We start from the raw sequence: 19,766 nt of genomic DNA on the forward strand, positions 1-19,766 counted from the left end.
TATCAGCGCAACCACTCGGCATTGAGGGTTTCGCTGTCACCGAGGTAATCAAGCAGCCAGCTCAGGGCCGGTGAGGTGTTTTTATCCACCCAGGTGATGCAGCACGGGCTGTCCGGTAACGGTTGTTCAATCTTCAGTGCCGCCAACCTGCCCGCCGCAATCAGCGGGTCAGCACGGTGCGCCGGCATCATGGCCACACACAGCCCCGCCTCCACACACGCAATTCCGCTGTCCCAGTCAGGGACTATCAGGCGGCGCTGGTTATCCAGCGCCCAGGTGTCGCGTTTGGGCAGCGAACGGGACGTATCTTCCAGACACAAACTCGGGTACAGCACTATTTCTTCATTGCTCAGAAGACTGCCCGACGATGCCAGCGGGTGTGTTGTACTGACCACCGCCCGCCACGGCATAAATCCCATATCACGGAAATTATAGCGCTCACCGATGGGCGATGCCCGGGTTGCGCCAATTGCCACATCCACCCGCCTGTCCACCAGTGCATCCCATACCCCGTTAAACACTTCCGGATAAATAAACAGCTCAATATCCGGGAAATGATGGTAAAAATCCAACAGAAGTCGCGTTATTCGTGCCGGTTTCACGATACAGTCAACCGCAATACTGAATTCGCCACGCCATCCGTTGGCTATCATCTGACATTGATGCCGTGTGGATTTCATTTTTTTGATAACAGTCCGTGCTTCCCTGACGAACAATACACCTGCAGGGGTCAGTTCCACATCTCTGTGGCGTCGTTCAAACAGCGGTACTGCCAGCCACTCTTCCAGTTGGCGGACACTGTAGCTTATCGCAGAGGGCACGCGGTGAAGTTCTTCTGCCGCCGCACTGAAGCTGCCTGTCCGTGCTACTGCATCAACCACATCCAGCGTATATTCTGACCACATAACCCCTCCTTTCAAATTTTTTCACAGCAATGTGCAAATAATAACGTTTTACAAAGAAAATTTCGAATGGTTAAAATAACCACTTACGAATTATACTTTCGCACAACATTTATTTAACATTCAGGTATTCATTTGTGACTGTCCAAAAATCGCCTTCCCGCGGCTTCCTTTTTTATCTCGCCGGACTCAGCATGCTGGGTTATCTCGCGATTGATATGTATCTCCCTGCTTTCGGTATGATGCAGGCATCTTTAAACTCAAGTGCCAGTGCCATCAGCGCCAGCCTGAGTATCTTCCTGGTCGGTTTTGCTATTGGTCAGCTGTTATGGGGCCCGCTTTCCGATAAAATCGGGCGCAAGCCGGTTCTGCTGATGGGATTAGGGCTGTTTGCCCTGAGCTGTCTGGCGATGGTCTGGGTATCCACCCCTGCACAACTTTTATTACTGCGCTTTGTACAGGCGGTCAGTGTCTGTTCTGCTGCGGTTACCTGGCAGGCTCTGGTAATTGACCGCTATGACAGCCACCGCGCACAGCGTGTTTTCGCAGCGATTATGCCGCTGGTTGCCCTCTCTCCGGCGCTTGCCCCTCTGCTCGGTGCCTGGCTGCTCAACCATGGCGGCTGGCATGAGATTTTCCTGTTACTCGGCGGCATTACGGTTCTGATCCTTATTCCGACGTTAGTTCTGAAAGAAAAACACGCTCTTGCCGCACCGGACAGTATCAAACCCAAAAAACAGGCGATCTCGTTCTTCCGCCTGCTGAAATCACCGGTATACAGCGGTAATGTGCTGATTTATGCCGCGTGCAGTGCCGGGTTCTTTGCCTGGCTGACCGGCTCACCGTTTATCCTGCGTGATATGGGATATAATCCGAATGATATCGGATTGAGCTATATTCCTCAGACCATTGCCTTTATGGTCGGCGGATACGGCTGCCGTGCCCTATTGTCCCATGTGAAAGGAAAAACGCTGCTGCCGTTCCTGCTGGCAGGCTATGCCGTCAGCATGATAAGCCTGTATGCGATGGCCAAATTCGGTAATCCGTCGCTGCTTGAGATCCTGATCCCGTTCTGCTTTATGGCGGCAATGAACGGCGCATCATATCCGATCGCGGTATCAAATGCCCTGGCCGTTTATCCGGCACACAGTGGTAAAGCGGCGGCGTTACAAAATGCAATCCAGTTGGGATTATGTTCTGCCATCAGTTTCCTTGTCTCTGCCCTGATGGATAATCCGCTGCTCTCAACAACCGCAGTCATGGCAGCAACGGTGATCCTGGCGGCCGGCGGCTATATTATGCAGCACCGCTCATCCCGGACAACCGTGACTATTGCGGAACAAAATCAATAGATTGCAACCATATTAAGAATATTCCTAATTATAAGCCGTACTCTGTTACGGCTTTTTTTGTCATTGAAATTTACTCTCAGCCTCCTATACTTTTCAGACAATTAGTCTTAAATCCGGATTTTGAACTTTATTTTTGTCTTAAAGATAACATTAATATGACAACTGTCACCAGGTGACGGATTTCATGCCTTGTTCTGTTATTCCTGCACAACATAACTGATATTAATAAAGTCCTCAAAATCCCGTTTTGATAAAAATTGGAGATAACATGAGTTCTGATTGTATCGAAAATCAAAAAACGCCGGCTGATGCCTGGCAGCGGATTGCCTCCGACCTTTTAAATGAAGCCGGTATTGAAATTAACGGCACCCGCCCTTTTGATATACAGGTGCACAATAACCATTTTTTTAAACGGGTATTGCAGCAGGGATCGATGGGACTGGGTGAGAGTTACATGGACGGTTGGTGGGACTGTGAGCGTTTGGATCTTTTTTTCCAACGTGTGCTGCGTGCCGGGCTGGAAGACAAACTTCCGAAAAATATCAATGATGTGGTTAAAATTGCTATGGCGCGCCTGCGTAATCTTCAGACCCGTAAGCGGGCGAGGATTGTGGGTGAAGAGCATTATGATCTGGGCAATGATCTGTTTGAGCGCATGCTCGACCCATATATGCAATACTCCTGCGGCTACTGGAAAGACCTGAGCAATACCCCGGAAAACCTGCCTCTGGCGCAGGAACAAAAGCTGCATCTTATCTGTGAAAAATTACAGCTCAAACCCGGTATGCGGCTTCTGGATATCGGTTGCGGATGGGGTGGACTGGCGGCTTATGCGGCAAAACATTTTTCCGTATCTGTTACCGGGGTAACTATTTCAGCCGAACAACAAAAATATGCACAAACACGCTGTGCTGATCTTGATGTCAATATTATCCTGGAAGATTACCGCGATTTAAATGAACAATTTGACCGGATAGTGTCGGTCGGGATGTTTGAGCATGTCGGGCCGAAAAATTACGCGACGTATTTTGATGTGGTAAAACGCAATCTGAAGCCGGATGGTCTTTTCTTATTACACACTATCGGCTCAAACCGGAATAAAGTGAATGTTGATGCCTGGATAGGGAAGTATATTTTCCCGAATGGCTGTCTGCCCTCTGTACAAAATATCGGTGACAGCAGTGAAAATAAATTAGTCATGGAAGACTGGCATAATTTCGGTGCGGATTATGACCGGACACTGATGGCGTGGCATGCCCGTTTTCTGGATGCATGGCCTGAGCTGGAGCAGAATTACACTCCCCGCTTCAAACGGATGTTTACCTACTATCTGAATGCCTGTGCCGGAGCTTTCCGTGCCCGTGATATTCAGTTATGGCAGATATTATGGAGTCCGCAGGGCTGTGAAGGTGGTTTGCGCGTTGCCCGCTGAACGCGTCAGACATAAAAAAATCCGGACTGATACCAAACCAGTGCCGGATTTTTTTTATATCTGTAGTCAGGACTATTGATCAATCAGGACTATTGATCAATCAGGACTATTGATCAATCAGGACTATTGATCAATCAGGACTATTGATCAATCAGGACTATTGATCAATCAGGACTATGCCGGCTCTGTTGTCGCAGGCGGTGTCTGTGATCCCTGTGACTGCTGTTCTTTTTGCATCAGTACGCGCTCAACCGTATCAACAATCGCCTGTGTCTGTGGATCAAGCTCAATATTCACTTTATCCCCCAACCGTTTTTTACCCAGCGTTGTGCGGGTGCAGGTCTCCGGGATCAGATGCACGCAAAAGCGATTATTGACCACATCACCGATAGTCAGGCTGATGCCGTCAATACCGACAAATCCTTTATGCAGGATATATTTCATCAGCAATTTATCTTCAATACGCAGCCAGATCTGGTAATTATTTTCCGATACAAAAATTTTGGCAATTTCTGCCGTGGTAACAATATGGCCTGACATAATATGCCCGCCGATTTCATCACCATATTTTGCAGCTCTTTCCAGATTAACATTATCACCGGTTTTCAGGCTGCCGAGGTTTGTCAGTCTTAACGTTTCCTTAACCAGATCAAAGCTGACTAAATCGCCGTCAATTTTTGTGACCGTCAGACAGCAACCGTTGTGTGCAACCGAGGCGCCCGTTTCGATTCCGCCCAGTAATTCCGGCGGAAATTTTACAGTATGAACACGAAAGTTCTCTTTTTCTTCAATGGCGACGACGGGGCCTTTGCCTTGTACAATCCCGGTAAACATGCGGATCTCCAGTCAGTAAATAAGTAGATTTATTGAGTTTATCCTACAATACAGAATTAAACAGCCCTCCTCCCGTCATCCCGCACATTTAATTGTATTGGTTTGTGTTGGCTTAGTCGTTAGAATAACCAATCGTATGCTCCGGTAAATTATCAACGTATTCCGGAATCTCTTTCCTTACTCTTCTCTCTGTATAAAAGGTGTTTTACGTGCAGAAGTATTTAAAAGAAGCGCGTACTTTGCTCGCTCTTGGTATTCCCGTTATTATCGCTCAGTTTTCCCAGACCGCGATGGGTGTGGTTGATACCGTGATGGCCGGCAGAGTCAGCGCGACAGATATGTCCGCCGTTGCCGTCGGCACCTCTATCTGGCTGCCCGCAATATTATTCGGTCATGGACTGTTAATGGCGCTGACCCCGATTGTGGCACAAATGAACGGCTCCGGCCGCCGTCCCCTGATAGCAAATCAGATACAGCAGGGAATGTGGCTGGCAACATTTTTATCCGTTCTGGTCATTGCCGTGCTCTATAACAGCCGGTTTGTTATTGAAAACATGCCGCATATTGACCCTTTGCTGGCTGAAAAAGCCGTCGGATTCACCCATGCCATTATGTGGGGCGCACCCGGCTACCTTTATTATCAGGTGCTGCGTAGTCAGTGTGAGGGATTGTCCAAAACCAAGCCCGGAATGGTCATTGGTTTTCTGGGGCTGCTGGTAAATATCCCGATTAACTATATCTTTATTTACGGGAAATTCGGCATGCCCGCACTCGGTGGCGTGGGTTGCGGTGTGGCAACCGCCTCCGTGTTCTGGGCAATGTTCTTGTTTATGCGCTGGTATGTCAAACGCGCCCGCTCTCAGCGGGATGTGCGTCCGAAACAGCGTTTTGCAGCACCCGACTGGGCAATCATGAAGCGGATAACCTTGCTGGGCCTGCCTATCGCGTTAGCCTTATTCTTTGAAGTGACGCTGTTCGCGGTTGTTGCTCTGCTGGTCGCACCTTTGGGCGTCACGGCAGTCGCCGGGCATCAGATAGCGCTGAATTTCAGCTCTATGATGTTTATGTTCCCGATTTCACTCGGTATCGCCACCACTATCCGGATTGGCTTTAATCTCGGGAAAGATTCCCCGGAGAAAGCGAAGGTATCCTCCTATACCGGGCTTGGCGTCGGTCTGATGATCGCGGCAATGACGGCACTCTTTACCGTGCTGCTGCGTGAACCTATCGCCCTGCTGTATAACGATAACCCGGAAGTGGTACTGATGGCATCCGGTCTGATGCTGCTGGCGGGCGTCTATCAGCTGTCTGACTCTGTTCAGGTGATTGGTGCAGGTGTCCTGCGCGGATATAAAGATACCCGCGCCATCTTCTTTATTACCTTTGTTGCTTACTGGGTTCTGGGGCTGCCAATCGGCTATATCTTAGGATTAACGGATTGGATAGTACCGGCGATGGGACCACAAGGTTTCTGGGTTGGTTTTATCATCGGCTTAACCTCTGCGGCAATCGGAATGGCCTGCCGGATCCTGTGGTTACAGAAACAGCCGGACAGTTTTATTCTGCAACGCGCGGGGCGTTAATCCTTTTTCCCGCCGGGTAACACAGGGGAATGCACATATTTCAATCCGATAGCGTTAAATACGAGCAGTCGGACACGAAAATGTGTTTTTCCCCTTGCAAGAGTCGGTTCTGATCGTTAATATTCGTCTCCGTTGTCAGCGGAATTATAAATAATGCGTCCATAGCTCAGTTGGTTAGAGCACCACCTTGACATGGTGGGGGTCGGTGGTTCGAGTCCACTTGGACGCACCATTTCTTGCAGTATCCGGTTTCATCCCCTCTTTAATATTAATTCATTTGGTTACTTTTATTCTGACCGTCGGATTACGTGTTTTCGTCTGAAACTAAACCCCTTTCCTTGCGTTAACTCAATGATGTTAATTTATTTTTGATTTTATGATTCAAATCACACTAATAACCCTCTATAATGCCCGCACAGTTGTTGAATGGATTCAGCTTATTGATTTATCGGCAATGAAACAGAGTGAACCTTAGCGGATCTCTGTATACTGAATCTGTTCTTTTACAAAAACGACTTATTTTAATAACCCGGGAACCCTGACAATCGCCTATCCTTAAAGATATGATGTGAGACGTTTGTTAACGCTCATGTCAGATACCAGCGGTTGTTCACTATTTACTCTCATAACTGTAGATGGGCTGTCATGAAAAAGACGAAAATTGTTTGTACTATCGGACCTAAAACCGAATCAGAAGAGAAACTGGAAGCACTGTTAGATGCCGGCATGAACGTGATGCGACTGAACTTCTCCCACGGCGATTATGAAGAACACGGCCAGCGCATCAAAAACCTGCGTGCTGTCTGTGAACGTACCGGTAAGAAAGCAGCCATTTTACTTGATACCAAAGGTCCTGAAATCCGGACCATCAAACTGGAAGGCGGTAATGATTTCGCCCTGGTTGCGGGTCAGACCTTTACCTTTACCACTGATAAATCTGTCATCGGTAACAGCGAACGTGTTGCTGTCACCTATCCGGGCTTCGCCAAAGATCTGAAACCGGGCAATATTGTACTGGTCGATGATGGTCTTATCGGCATGCGTGTTAAAGAAACCACCGCAACAGAAGTCATTTGTGATGTGCTCAACAGCGGTGACCTCGGTGAAAACAAAGGTGTAAACCTGCCGAATGTGTCAATTGGTCTGCCTGCACTGGCTGAGAAAGACAAACAGGATCTTATTTTCGGCTGTCAGCAGAATGTTGACTTCGTTGCCGCCTCTTTCATCCGTAAACGTTCAGACGTTGATGAAATCCGCGCTCATCTGCAGGCCAACGGTGGCGCGCACATCCAGATTATTTCTAAAATCGAAAATCAGGAAGGGATGAACAACTTCGATGAAATCCTCGAAGCATCCGACGGGATCATGGTTGCCCGTGGTGACCTCGGTGTTGAAATTCCGGTTGAAGAAGTCATTTTTGCACAAAAACTGATGATCGAAAAATGTAATACCGCACGTAAAGTCGTTATTACTGCCACACAAATGCTTGATTCCATGATCAAAAACCCGCGCCCTACCCGTGCAGAAGCCGGTGACGTTGCGAACGCCATCCTCGACGGTACAGATGCCGTGATGCTGTCCGGTGAAAGTGCAAAAGGGAAATACCCGGTTGAAGCCGTAACGATTATGGCGACCATCTGTGAGCGTACTGATCGCGTGATGCACAGCCGTCTGGGTGAGTTACGCGCGGGTCATAAACTGCGTGTAACAGAAGCAGTCTGCCGTGGCGCAGTTGAAATGTCAGAAAACCTGGATGCACCACTGATTGTTGTTGCAACCGTCGGCGGAAAATCAGCAAAATCTGTCCGCAAATACTTCCCGAAAGCCCCTATTCTGGCGCTGACCACCAATCCGACCACTGCCCGTCAGCTTCTGCTGGTAAAAGGTGTGACCACAAAACTGGTCAGTGAAATATCATCAACGGATGATTTCTACCGCATCGGACGTGAAACCGCATTAGAAAGTGGTCTGGCTGTAAACGGCGAAATTGTGGTAATGGTTTCCGGTGCATTAGTTCCGAGTGGCACCACTAATACCTCGTCTGTCCAGTTACTGTAGTTTTTCTGCTATTATCTGAATAATCAGCGCACCCGCTTTACGGGTGCGTTTTTTATTCTAAACTGTAAAAGAACATAACAGAAATCCGTATCAGCTCAGGATAATCATCACTTTCCGAATATAAAATGACAGAAAACTGTCCTGTTTATTTCACCATCGGGATATTTGATTGAAAATCGTGTCGATTATGGTTTTTTTTGATTTTCTTTGCGGTTTTGATAAGATTATCGTTGTAAACGCTGAATTTCTATTCTCTTTCTGTATTGAAATGTGTAATATCATAAGTGCTACTTGGCGATTAACTTTAATCTAGAGGGTATAAAAATGAGTCGTTCTAAAATTGTTTTAGGTGCTGTAATTTTAGCTTCTGCCTTATTAGCAGGTTGTTCTTCTAACGCTAAATTTGACCAACTGGACAACGACGTTAAAACGCTGAATGCCAAAGTTGATCAGCTGAGCAATGACGTTAACGCAATCCGCTCTGATGTTCAGCAGGCTAAAGATGAAGCAGCACGCGCTAACCAACGCTTAGATAACCAGGTTCGTTCTTACAAAAAATAATTTGTAACCACGAGCTTAAGAACAGATGGCGTAACATGAAATATGTTACGCCATTTTTTATGTCTGCAATCCGTCATCATAGCGACAAAAAAGCCACATCCGGTAAATAGCGATGTGGCTTTTATATTATCTTAACAGCCCGGGTTATTACTTTTCTTATTACTTTTCTTATTACTCTTCGCCGCTGTTCTCACTGATAATCGGACCCGGCTGAGTTAACTGTCCGGGAGCAAAATCTGCCGGTTTCAGATTCAATGCTTTCACTTCAGCTTCTTCATCCATTTCTACCGGGGCAAAATTAGTATTACTGCCCGATGCGGCCTCTTCCTGCTGATATTGTGCGTCACGGCTCACATCCACCGGCATTCCTGAACGACGGATAATCGCCTGTTCAACAATGTCGCTGTTGGTATCCGGTGACTGTATAAAGCTTATCAGCCCCGCTGAGCGGGCAATCGGCATAGTCTGCGGATCGTCATTTTTATTTTTCGATAACGGCTGGTGAACTTCCACATAGCGCTTACCATCCGGTTCAATGGCATATTTTACCGGCTCATTGAGGATCTGCACACGGGTTCCTTTCGGAATGGTGTTAAACAGTGCTTTGATATCATCAGGCCGCAAACGGATACAGCCGGAGCTGACCCGCATGCCTATCCCGAAATCCGCATTGGTTCCGTGGATAAGATATTCACCCCGTCCGTGTGCCAGACGCAGTGCAAACAGCCCCATCGGGTTTTCCGGTCCGGCAGGTACAACACCGGGTAAGGTAATTCCCTGAGCAGCATAGGCTTTGCGGATATTGACCGTCGGGGTCCAGGTCGGGTCTTTAATCAATTGCGATACGGATGTGGTCATAACCGGCGTATCACGCCCTAACTGACCAATCCCTATCGGATAGACCTTCACTGTATTTGTTCCCTGCGGATAATAATACAGACGCAGTTCTGCCAGATTAATTACAATTCCCTGATGTGGTGTGTCCGGCAGGATAAGCTGTGACGGGATAATAAGCTCACTGCCGGCTTGCGGCAGATACGGATCGGTCCCCGGGTTGGCTTCCAGCATCGCTAATAACCCGATGCCATACTCTGCGGCAATCGCTTCCAGTGAACGTCCGTCATCCGGCACGATATAGGTTGTGTTCTCACCGATGACCCGTCCCTTATTCGCAGGGAGTTCATATTCTGTTGCCTGAGCGGTTAACGCAGTAATGGTTAATAAAAGCCCGCCCATCAACGAGAGCATTCGTTTCATACCAGATCCTCAGCTGACGTTATAAAATACGTGGCGGCTTTAAGCCGCCACGACAACAAGTATTTATATTATTAGCAGAGTAAGAAAAAGGGAACGATGTTTTATCTCATTTGCTGCGTGTTTTGTAAGATTGTTCTGACCATTGCATTCAAACCCTGAGTACGGGAGGGTGTCAGATGAACAGACAGGGCCAGCTGATTAAAAATATCCGCGATATCCAGCGCCCGGATTTCGTCCGGCAATTTGCCCTGATATAAGGCGATAACCAGCGCCACCAGCCCTTTCACGATAGCTGCATCACTGTCTCCGGCGAACCAGACCCGCCCTTCATCATCCTGTTGCATGGCTATCCATACCTGACTCTGACAGCCCGATATTTTATGCTGTGCTATCCGTTGAGTTTCTGTCAGTGCCGGTAATTTTTCACCCAGCTCAATCAGATACAGATAACGCTCTTCCCAGTCATGGCAGCGGGCAAAATTGCGCAGTAATTTTGCCTGATCCGGCAGATTAATCTTCATGTCCATCCTTACTTAACCCAGCAGTTTTGCAGTTCGTTGCAGTGCGCTTATCAGTATATCAATGTCCGCCTCTGTGGTGTAGAGCGCAAATGAGGCGCGGCACATAGCGCTGACACCATAGTGCGCCAGCAGCGGCTGTGCGCAGTGATGCCCGGTACGGACTGCCACGCCGTAGCGGTCAAGAAAAGCACCAACATCAAACGCATGATGAACACCGAGGTTAAACGCAATCACGCCTTCGCGCTGCGAATTACCGTACAGAATAATACCCGGAACGTCATTCATACGCGCAACCGCATATTGCATCAGTGCATGCTCATGTGCGGCAATCGCGTTCATACCAATACGGTTCAGATAATCAAGCGCGGCACCCAGCCCGATAATCCCCTGAATATTCGGGGTTCCGGCTTCAAAACGCCAGGGAACTCCCGCATAGGTAATGCCGTTGGTTAAACTGACTTCAGCAATCATCGCACCACCGCCTTCACGCGGCGGCATATCGTCCAGCAGGGATTTTCGTCCCCATAACACACCTGTTCCTGTCGGGCCATATAGTTTATGACCGGAAAAGGCGTAAAAATCGCAATCCAGCGCCTGTACATCGACCGGCAGGTGCATTGCACCCTGTGCGCCGTCTACCAGCACTGCAAGTTCTCCGCCCGCGTTACGGCTCAGTTCACGCGCCTGTGCGATAATTTCCCGCACCGGGTTCACTGTGCCGAGCACATTAGACAGATGCGTAAAACTCAGCAAACGCGTCCGGTTATCAATAAGTTCCGGTAATTTACTGAGGATCAGCGTGCCGTCATCCGCCATCGGGATAACGCGGATCTCAATTCCGGCGCTCTCTGCCAGCATATACCAGGGAACAATATTAGCGTGATGCTCCATTTCAGTAATAATGATATTGTCACCATCGTTACAAAACGCCCGCCCGAAACTGTCTGCAACCAGATTGATTGCCTCCGTCGTGCCCTTAACGAAAATGATTTCTTCAGTCTGCGGCGCATTAATAAAGTCAGCTGCTTTTTTCCGCACCGCTTCTGTGGCAGCGGTCGCCTGCGCACTCAATGTGTGAATACCGCGGTGAACCGCGGCATAATGGTGAGCTGTAAAATCACTGACCGCATCAATAACCTGCTGCGGTTTTTGTGCGCTGGCAGCGCTGTCGAGATAGACCAGCGGTTTATCATTCACAATAGCGGACAGAACCGGAAAATCTGCCCGCAACTGCTGTACCGGATAACTCATGCCCGCTCCTTATCACCCTGATCAAGTGCTCCGCGAATGCGCGTCATCACCACATCATTAAGAACGCTGTCACTGATGCTGTCCGTCAGTTCTGCGGCAAACGCGAGGATAATCATCTGCTTCGCTTCTTTTTCCGGGATCCCGCGCGCGCGCAGATAAAAAAGCTGCTCTTCATCAATCCGCCCGATGGTCGCGCCATGGCTGCACTTCACATCATCAGCATAGATTTCCAGCTGTGGCTTGGTATCCACTTCCGCTTTTTTGCCCAGTAACAGATTGTTGTTGGTCATCTGTCCGTCTGTCTTCAGCGCGTGCGGGGCAACTTTAATCATGCCGTTGAATACGGCTTTGCTGTTATCCATCACAATAACTTTATGGCGCTGACGGCTTTCACAATAACCTTTGTTATGCTCCAGATATGTCCGCGTATCGGCAACCTCACCATTTTTCGGCAGTACCAGGCTGTTCATGGAAAGCATCACGCCTTCACCGTTAAGCTGTGTGCTGGTGTGATGGCGGGTCAGTTTGCCGCCGAGCAGAAAACTGGTGCTTTCCACCCGGGCATTGGCATCAATCACTAAATCATTGTGAGCGAAATGATAAGCCTGTGCATTTTCAAAACCCAGTTTCAGATGGCGAAAATCACTGTTTTCACCAATCGCTGCGGTCAGTCGTGTACCGGTAAAATGTGCGGATGTGCTGTCAGAACTGATAAAATGTTCAATCACCGAGGCGGCTGCATTTGCCCCTATCTCAAGATGATAACGGCTGTGATTCATATTCAGCGCATCATTACCGGCAATTGAAATATTCACGATATACAGTGGTTTTTCTGCCTGTACACCCGGTTTCACACGGATAATCAACGGGCTTTGCGCGAGGCTTTCCGTCAGGTGCAGGAAGATCTCGCCGTTCACTGCCGCCGGAAACTCACGTCTGTCATCAGCAATGCGCAGTTCATAAGCACCAAAATCGGTATCACTCCACTGTGGCGCAAACACACCGTCCACCAGCACCACGCGGTAAGCATCGAGTGTTGTCATCACGCCCGCAGGCAGTGCATCAATTGTACCGGTCCGTTGCTGATACTCAGCCGCAAGCAGATTATCCAGTGATGTATAATGCCAGTCTTCCTGACGAAACGCCGGAAAGCCGGTTTTTTGTGCCAGTTGCCAGTGATGCCGGGCATTGTCAGAGAGCGGGCTTTGGCGTTGTGCAATCAGCGCGTCAATCTGTGCCATTGCCGCTGCATTGCGCTCACTGACCTGACTGCGTTTCAGCGCGCGTTCACTGTTGGTCAATAAGCCAGCCATATCCCTGTTCCTCCAGTTTTTTAGCCAGTGAGAAATCACCGGATTTGATAATTTTGCCCTGATACAGCACATGAACAAAATCCGGTTTCACATAATCGAGGATGCGCTGATAGTGCGTGACAATAATAAAAGCGCGCTCCGGGCTGCGCAGTTGGTTCACACCATTTGCCACGGTTTTCAGGGCATCAATATCCAGCCCGGAATCGGTTTCATCCAGGATGCACAGTGACGGCTCAAGCGCTGCCATTTGCAGGATATCATTACGCTTTTTCTCACCGCCGGAGAACCCGACATTCACCGCGCGCGTCAGCAGATCCTGCGGCATATTGAGCAGCTCAATTTTATCTTCAATAAAATCAGCAAAATCAAACCGATCTAACTCAGGTTGGCTACGGTACTTGCGCACCGCATTCACTGCGGTTTGCAGGAAGAACTGATTGCTGACACCGGGAATTTCCACCGGATACTGAAACGCCAGGAAAATCCCCTCACCGGCGCGATCTTCCGGTGCCAGCTCCAGCAGGTCTTTACCTTTAAAACTGACGGTGCCACCATCGATTTCGTAATCTTCCCGTCCCGCCAGAGTTGCGGATAAGGTACTTTTTCCGGAGCCGTTCGGTCCCATAATGGCGTGAATTTCACCCGGTTTCACCTCAAGGGATAAGCCTTTGAGGATCTCGTTACCTTCCACGCTGACATGCAAATCTTTTACACTTAACATAATGTACTACTCCGTCCCGCCGGTTAGTCCGCGGGCGCTGATTCTGATGTAATTAACCCACGCTGTGCTCAAGGCTTATCGCCAGCAGCTTCTGTGCTTCCACGGCAAATTCCAGTGGTAATTCAGAGAACACGTCTTTACAAAAACCATTCACAATCATAGAGATCGCATCATCTTCGCTGATCCCGCGCTGCAGGCAATAAAACAGCTGATCTTCACCAATACGCGAGGTGGTCGCTTCATGCTCCAGATGCGCACTGTTATTCATCACTTCCACATACGGGAAGGTATGAGCGCCGCATTCTGTGCCGATCAGCATGGAATCACACTGGGTAAAGTTACGGGCGTTTTCCGCACCCGGCAGTATTTTTACCAGCCCGCGATAGCTGTTCTGGCTTTTCCCGGCAGAAATCCCTTTTGAAATGATGGTGGATTTGGTATTTCGCCCGATATGGATCATTTTCGTCCCGGTATCGGCCTGCTGCGAACCATTGGTCAGGGCAACAGAGAAAAATTCACCGACAGAATTGTCCCCTTTGAGAATAACACTCGGGTATTTCCAGGTGATGGCCGAGCCGGTTTCTGATTGTGTCCAGGACATCCGTGAGTTTTCACCCTCACACAGTGCCCGTTTGGTCACAAAATTGAGGATCCCGCCCTGTGTCTCGCCACCGGCAAACCAGTTCTGGACAGTGGAGTATTTCACTTCCGCATCTTTGAGGATAATCACTTCAACAACTGCCGCATGCAGTTGATAAGTATCCCGTACCGGTGCTGAACAACCTTCGATATAACTGACGTAACTGCCTTCATCGGCAATCAGGATCGTCCGCTCAAACTGACCGGTTTTCGCCGCGTTAATGCGAAAATAGGTGGACAGTTCCATCGGGCAGCGCACGCCTTTCGGGATATAGACAAAAGTACCGTCAGAGGCAACTGCGGCATTCAGTGCGGCAAAAAAATTATCATGGCTTGATACCACACTGCCGAGGTATTTCTGTACCAGCTCCGGATAATCATGAATCGCTTCCCCGAATGAGCAGAAGATAACCCCGTGCTGTTTCAGTTCATCACGATAGGTTGTTGATACTGAAACGGAATCAAAAATAGCATCTACCGCAACCGCCTGTCCCTCACGAACCGGAACCCCCAGTTTTTCAAAGGCATCTTCCACTTCACTGGTCAGGAAACTGCCCGCCGGGCTTTGGGTTGCTCCCGGCTGAGAGCCGCAGTTATCATCACAGGCACCACAGGATGGCGCGGAGTAATAGCTGTAATCCTGATAATCAAGGTAAGGATAATTGGCTTTCAGCCAGTGCGGCTCTTCCATGCCCAGCCAGTGCTCAAAGGCTTCCAGGCGGAAATTCAGCATCCACTCCGGTTCATTTCGTTTGGCAGAAATAGCACGGATAACGTTTTCGTTTATTCCTTTCGCCAATTCATCGGTGGCGACGTTGGTAAAGAAGCCCTCTTTATAGCGCCCGTCATTCAGCCAGGTCTGAACTTCTTCACCCATTTCCGGATTGCTCTGAGACATAATATGGCTTCGCTCTTAAACCCCGAAGCTCTCACCACACCCGCAGGCATGTTGTGCTTTCGGATTATTAAATTTAAATATCTGATTCAGTCCTTCGCGGACAAAATCCACTTCTGTGCCGTCAATAAACGGCATCGCTTTGCGCGGAACATACAGGCGGGCGCCATCGCGTTCAAACAGCATATCCCCCGCATCCGCCTGATTAATCATGTCAAAAACATAACCAAACCCGGCACACCCGGATTGTTTGACACCCAGGCAAAGCCCGATGCTGTCCGGCGTGTTATTCATCAGTGTCACAATCTGTTTTGCGGCGGCCGCCGTCAGTGTGACGCCTGTCCAGTCATTGTCATTCAGTGAAAATGTTTCCACCGGGTTTGCAGTATTTGTTGTCATCATTGACCTCATAAAATTTACGGCTTTCGCCGACGGTAGCTCTCCGTAAACACTATGTTAACGATAATGTTTCCCACTTCAACCACTTGCTTTGAAAGGGCATTCCGATATCAGTATAAATAATAGACAAAACAGCGTGAATGCGCGTATCATTTTCGTGTGGGAAGTGAATTAAGCTGTTGTTATAAAGATTAAAACTATTTTTATTGCACGTGTATTTTATAGTACCGAATAGTACAGTATCTATCGCACAAAAGGATCATTATAAATGCAGCTTTAAAGACGGGAACCGGTATTTCATCATTTCTGAAAAAAATAAGAAATACCGGCTGAATATCGGATGTATACCCAACGTCATTCAAGCTGTAGCCAACGAACCTGCGGTTTGAATGAATAAGGGTAATGTTATTTTTTTGATCCATGCAGGATAGCCGTGGTCAGGCGAGATATACAGCACAGCTTTTGCTGTTCATCATAGATTTCTATCGACCAGACCTGCTGGTTACGCCCCAGGTGTATCGCTTTACAGTGACCGGTAACCCGCCCTCCGCGAACCGCCCGCACATGATTGGCGTTAATTTCCACGCCTACCACGGTTTCATCTCCTTCACTGCACAGATAACCGGCCACTGAGCCGAGACTTTCTGCCAGCACCACAGATGCACCGCCGTGCAATAATCCGTGCGGCTGCTTTGTCCGTTCGTCAACCGGCATTGTGCCGATCAGCTGTTCCGGCTCCAGCGCGGTAAATTCAATCCCCAGATGACTGAGCATATTTCCCTGCGCAATCTGATTCAGCTCTGCCAGTGTGGTGGCGCGTTTCCATATCATAGAACTCTCCCGGGTTATCGTGTTTGTCCGGTTTCAGGATATCAGTTTCAGGGCACCAGTGTCAGCAGCGCCTGCAACGGGTGCAGCATTACTTTACCTTCCATCCGCTTAACCTGACTGCGACAGGAGTACCCGGTGGTCAGGCAGCGCTCTGATACCAATGTCTGATACGGCTGCGCCCAGGAGAGCTGATAAATCCCTTTTGAGCGTTCCAGGTTCGGCATTTCATGTCCGTAAGTTCCCGCCATACCGCAACAGCCGACACTGACCGGTTGCAGCGATGCGCCGAAACGGCTGAAAATGGCCTTCCACGCATTGACGCTGTCCGGCAATGCGGTCGATTCAGTACAATGACTGAATAAATACCAGGGACGGTTATCTGTTGGTGCCGCTATTTCAGGGAGCAGATCTGCATATTCAGTCAGCCACTCATGCACCAGCATCACGCGGAACAACTGCTTATCAGGGGACAATACCGTTTTATATTCATCGCGGTAGCACAGCACCAGCGCAGGATCAACGCCCACCATCGGGCAGCCGAGGCGCGCCACGCGATTGAGAAAATCAGCGGTCCGGGTTGCGGTACGGGCAAAACGGGCAAGAAAACCTTTAATATGTTGCGCTTTACCGTTCGGGCTGAACGGCAGCAGTACCGGATGAAAACCGAGTTTTTCTGTCAGTGCGGCAAAGTCAGCCACCACTTTGGCATCAAAATAACTGGTAAAAGGATCTTGTACAATAAAGAGATAACGCCCCGCCTGCCGCTCACTTTCACTCATGCCTTCCAGCATTTCGAGAGTGACGGATGTGGCTTTGCTGCCCGCAAGCTGCTGCTTCAGTGACGGCGCAGACAGCAGCGGCAGGTCTGTCATACCGACTGTTTTTTCACTGAGTGTCTGCACCCAGGCTTGTTTCAGGAAAAAATTAAATACGCGGGGTGCTTTCGCCATCAGCGGCGCACCACTTTCAACATTGGCGACCAGATGGTCGCGCAGCGGACGCAGATAGCGCCCGTGATACAGCGCCAGGAAGCGGGCACGGAATTCCGGCACATCAATTTTGATCGGGCATTGTGTTGAACAGGCTTTGCAGGCCAGACAACCGGACATGGACTCTTTCACTTCATGAGAAAAATCATATTCTCCCCGCGATGCCCGCCAGGTATGCCGGGTTTTTCCGATCAGCCCGCGCAGAGAGACACGGCTGTGCGGGACAGATTCAGCTAACAGTGCCGGGTCCGTTCCCTGCTCTGCCAACAGGCGCAGCCACTCTCTCACCAGTGCCGCTCTGCCTTTCGGGGAGTGAAAACGGGACTGCGTTATTTTCATGGACGGACACATCGGGCTTTTTACATCAAAATTAAAACATAGTCCGTTGCCGTTGCAATTTAGTGCCCCGGCAAATGCATTTCGCACATTTATTGGTATGGCTCTGTCATAAGTGCCGCGTTTTACCGCATCCACCTGCACCAACGGTGCATCACTGTCTGATGGCGTACAAATTTTGCCGGGATTGAGCCGGTTTTCCGGGTCAAATGCGCCTTTTATCCGGCGTAGCTCGCGATAAAGTGTGTCGCCGAAAAACGCCTCACCATATTGTGCGCGAAATCCTCTGCCGTGCTCTCCCCACAGCAATCCGCCATATTTTGCTGTCAGTCCCACAATCTCATCGGAAATCTGTTTCATCAGCACTTCCTGCTCCGGCGAGCACATATCCAGTGCCGGGCGGACATGCAACACACCGGCATCCACATGCCCGAACATACCGTATTCAAGATGATGACTGTCCAGCAAGGCGCGAAATTCAGTAATATAGTCAGCCAGATGCTCCGGCGGCACACAGGTGTCTTCCGCAAACGGGATCGGTTTTGCTGCCCCTTTACTGTTACCCAGTAATCCCACCGCTTTTTTACGCATTGCATAAATACGCTCTATGCCGGTCAGATCCTGACAGACCTGATAGCCAATCACACCCGCTTCATTATTTGCCATCAACCGGTCAAGGCGCTCACAAAGGTCGGCAACCTGACCGTCAATAAGCGCCTGGTCATCGCCGCAAAATTCAACGATGTTCAGCCCGAGCATGATTTTATCCGGAACATCCGTGACCAGTTCACTGACGGAATGCCAGATAATATCTTCCCGCGCCAGGTTCAGCACTTTTGAGTCAACAGTTTCCACAGAGAGTGCCTGCGCCGCCACCATAAACGGGGCATTGCGCAGTGCAGAGTCAAAAGCATCATATTTAACATTCACCAGGCGGCGCACCGCAGGCAATGGCGTGATATTCAGTTTTGCTTCCGCGATAACCGCCAGTGTTCCTTCCGAGCCGGTCAGGATGCGGGTTAAATCAAAGGTCTGTAAATCATCACTGAAGACATGGCGCAGATCATACCCGGTAAGAAAACGGTTCAGTTTCGGGAAGTTATCCAGAATTAACTGCCGGTTTGCTTCACAACTGTCCAGTGTGGTGCGGTACAACTGCCCGGTCACACTGTCCTCTTCTGCATACGCCCGCGCCACACTGACCGGGATCGGTTGCGTATCCAGCAATTCGCCGTTGATCAGTACCGAACGCAGCCCCAGCACATGATTGGATGTTTTCCCGTACACCAGCGAGCCCTGCCCGGACGCATCTGTATTAATCATGCCGCCGAGTGTGGCGCGGTTTGATGTGGAAAGCTCCGGGGCAAAAAAGTAACCGTACGGCTTCAGATACGCATTCAGCTGATCTTTAATCACCCCGGCTTCGACGCGCACCCAACCCTGCTCCGGGTTAATTTCAAGGATACGGTTCATATAGCGGGATAAATCAATCACCACACCGCTGTTCAGCGACTGACCATTGGTGCCGGTTCCGCCGCCGCGCGGGGTAAACTGAACCGAGCGGAATTCATCCCCTGAGGCAATACGCATGATTAAAATCACATCCGCCACCGAGCGCGGAAACACAATCGCCTGCGGCAGAAGCTGATAAATACTGTTGTCCGTGGCGAGCGTCAGGCGCTCACCATAGCGGGTTGTGGTATCACCGGTAAATCCGCTTTCGTTCAGGGCGATGATATACCGTCCGGTTTCCGGGCTTACCTGCGGAGATTGCGTTAATCGTGGGATCATTATCTGCGGCTCTTTATCATAAATGGTCACATTGCGAATTCGACAGTATAATTATGTTGTTAACACGCCATTCTGATGCATAATTCAGGCGGGAATATTCA

16 protein-coding genes and 1 tRNA gene are annotated in these 19,766 nt (G+C 49.4%); 6 read left to right on the forward strand and 11 right to left on the reverse strand.

What is annotated here, in order from left to right:
* Positions 1-2 precede the first annotated feature (2 nt).
* A complete protein-coding gene (punR, locus tag AYY17_RS01670) occupies positions 3-905 on the reverse strand; it encodes a DNA-binding transcriptional activator PunR (protein ID WP_067420754.1) in 903 nt (300 codons plus the stop codon).
* Between the two features lie 134 nt (positions 906-1,039).
* Between punR and punC the strand changes: the two genes are divergently transcribed.
* Positions 1,040-2,254 carry a purine nucleoside transporter PunC gene (punC, locus tag AYY17_RS01675; RefSeq protein WP_082981218.1) on the forward strand — a complete coding sequence of 405 codons (1,215 nt, stop codon included), beginning with the start codon at positions 1,040-1,042 and terminating at the stop codon, positions 2,252-2,254.
* Between the two features lie 268 nt (positions 2,255-2,522).
* On the forward strand, positions 2,523-3,686 hold the full coding sequence (gene cfa, locus AYY17_RS01680; RefSeq protein ID WP_067420756.1) for a cyclopropane fatty acyl phospholipid synthase: 1,164 nt from the start codon (positions 2,523-2,525) through the stop codon (positions 3,684-3,686).
* Between the two features lie 174 nt (positions 3,687-3,860).
* On the opposite strand, the gene AYY17_RS01685 is transcribed toward cfa, so the two are convergent.
* Entirely contained in the window at positions 3,861-4,520 is a 660-nt protein-coding gene (locus tag AYY17_RS01685; protein WP_067420759.1) for a riboflavin synthase, read from the reverse strand.
* Between the two features lie 209 nt (positions 4,521-4,729).
* Here AYY17_RS01685 and AYY17_RS01690 point away from each other — a divergent pair, with 209 nt between their 5' ends.
* From AYY17_RS01690 to AYY17_RS01705, 4 genes are all read left to right on the forward strand, one after another.
* Positions 4,730-6,103, forward strand: coding sequence for an MATE family efflux transporter (locus AYY17_RS01690; protein ID WP_067420761.1), 1,374 nt, complete (start codon positions 4,730-4,732; stop codon positions 6,101-6,103).
* Between the two features lie 155 nt (positions 6,104-6,258).
* Positions 6,259-6,335: transfer RNA gene (locus AYY17_RS01695), tRNA-Val, on the forward strand.
* Positions 6,336-6,748: 413 nt separating this feature from the next.
* Positions 6,749-8,161: a pyruvate kinase PykF gene (gene pykF, locus AYY17_RS01700; RefSeq protein WP_067420763.1), complete on the forward strand. Its 1,413-nt coding sequence runs from the start codon at positions 6,749-6,751 to the stop codon at positions 8,159-8,161.
* 324 nt (positions 8,162-8,485) lie between these two features.
* A complete protein-coding gene (locus AYY17_RS01705) occupies positions 8,486-8,722 on the forward strand; it encodes a major outer membrane lipoprotein (RefSeq protein WP_067398128.1) in 237 nt (78 codons plus the stop codon).
* Positions 8,723-8,893: 171 nt separating this feature from the next.
* On the opposite strand, the gene AYY17_RS01710 is transcribed toward AYY17_RS01705, so the two are convergent.
* The 9 genes from AYY17_RS01710 to ydiJ all read right to left on the reverse strand — a co-directional run bounded on the left by AYY17_RS01710 (position 8,894) and on the right by ydiJ (position 19,665).
* Positions 8,894-9,979: a L,D-transpeptidase family protein gene (locus AYY17_RS01710; RefSeq protein ID WP_067420765.1), complete on the reverse strand. Its 1,086-nt coding sequence runs from the start codon at positions 9,977-9,979 to the stop codon at positions 8,894-8,896.
* 101 nt (positions 9,980-10,080) lie between these two features.
* Positions 10,081-10,500 (reverse strand): cysteine desulfuration protein SufE, encoded by a 420-nt coding sequence (gene sufE / locus AYY17_RS01715; protein WP_067420767.1) that lies wholly within the window; start codon positions 10,498-10,500, stop codon positions 10,081-10,083.
* A 12-nt stretch (positions 10,501-10,512) separates the two neighbouring features.
* Complete coding sequence (gene sufS, locus AYY17_RS01720; protein WP_067420769.1) at positions 10,513-11,751, reverse strand: cysteine desulfurase SufS; 1,239 nt, start codon at positions 11,749-11,751, stop codon at positions 10,513-10,515.
* On the reverse strand, positions 11,748-13,064 hold the full coding sequence (sufD, locus tag AYY17_RS01725; protein ID WP_067420771.1) for a Fe-S cluster assembly protein SufD: 1,317 nt from the start codon (positions 13,062-13,064) through the stop codon (positions 11,748-11,750). The genes sufS and sufD overlap by 4 nt, the downstream gene beginning before the upstream one ends.
* The gene (gene sufC, locus AYY17_RS01730; protein ID WP_067420774.1) at positions 13,039-13,785 is read right to left on the reverse strand and encodes a Fe-S cluster assembly ATPase SufC; all 747 of its coding nucleotides are present in this window, start codon (positions 13,783-13,785) and stop codon (positions 13,039-13,041) included. The genes sufD and sufC overlap by 26 nt, the downstream gene beginning before the upstream one ends.
* A gap of 52 nt (positions 13,786-13,837) precedes the next feature.
* Positions 13,838-15,322 carry a Fe-S cluster assembly protein SufB gene (sufB, locus tag AYY17_RS01735; protein ID WP_067420776.1) on the reverse strand — a complete coding sequence of 495 codons (1,485 nt, stop codon included), beginning with the start codon at positions 15,320-15,322 and terminating at the stop codon, positions 13,838-13,840.
* Positions 15,323-15,337: 15 nt separating this feature from the next.
* Positions 15,338-15,718 (reverse strand): Fe-S cluster assembly scaffold SufA, encoded by a 381-nt coding sequence (sufA, locus tag AYY17_RS01740; RefSeq protein ID WP_067364760.1) that lies wholly within the window; start codon positions 15,716-15,718, stop codon positions 15,338-15,340.
* A gap of 405 nt (positions 15,719-16,123) precedes the next feature.
* Positions 16,124-16,549, reverse strand: coding sequence for a hotdog fold thioesterase (locus AYY17_RS01750; protein WP_067420780.1), 426 nt, complete (start codon positions 16,547-16,549; stop codon positions 16,124-16,126).
* A gap of 47 nt (positions 16,550-16,596) precedes the next feature.
* Positions 16,597-19,665, reverse strand: a complete 3,069-nt coding sequence (gene ydiJ / locus AYY17_RS01755; protein WP_067421295.1) for a D-2-hydroxyglutarate dehydrogenase YdiJ — start codon at positions 19,663-19,665, stop codon at positions 16,597-16,599.
* Between the last annotated feature and the right edge of the window lie 101 nt (positions 19,666-19,766).

It is taken from the genome of Morganella psychrotolerans (assembly GCF_001676055.1).
Classification (GTDB): domain Bacteria; phylum Pseudomonadota; class Gammaproteobacteria; order Enterobacterales; family Enterobacteriaceae; genus Morganella; species Morganella psychrotolerans_B.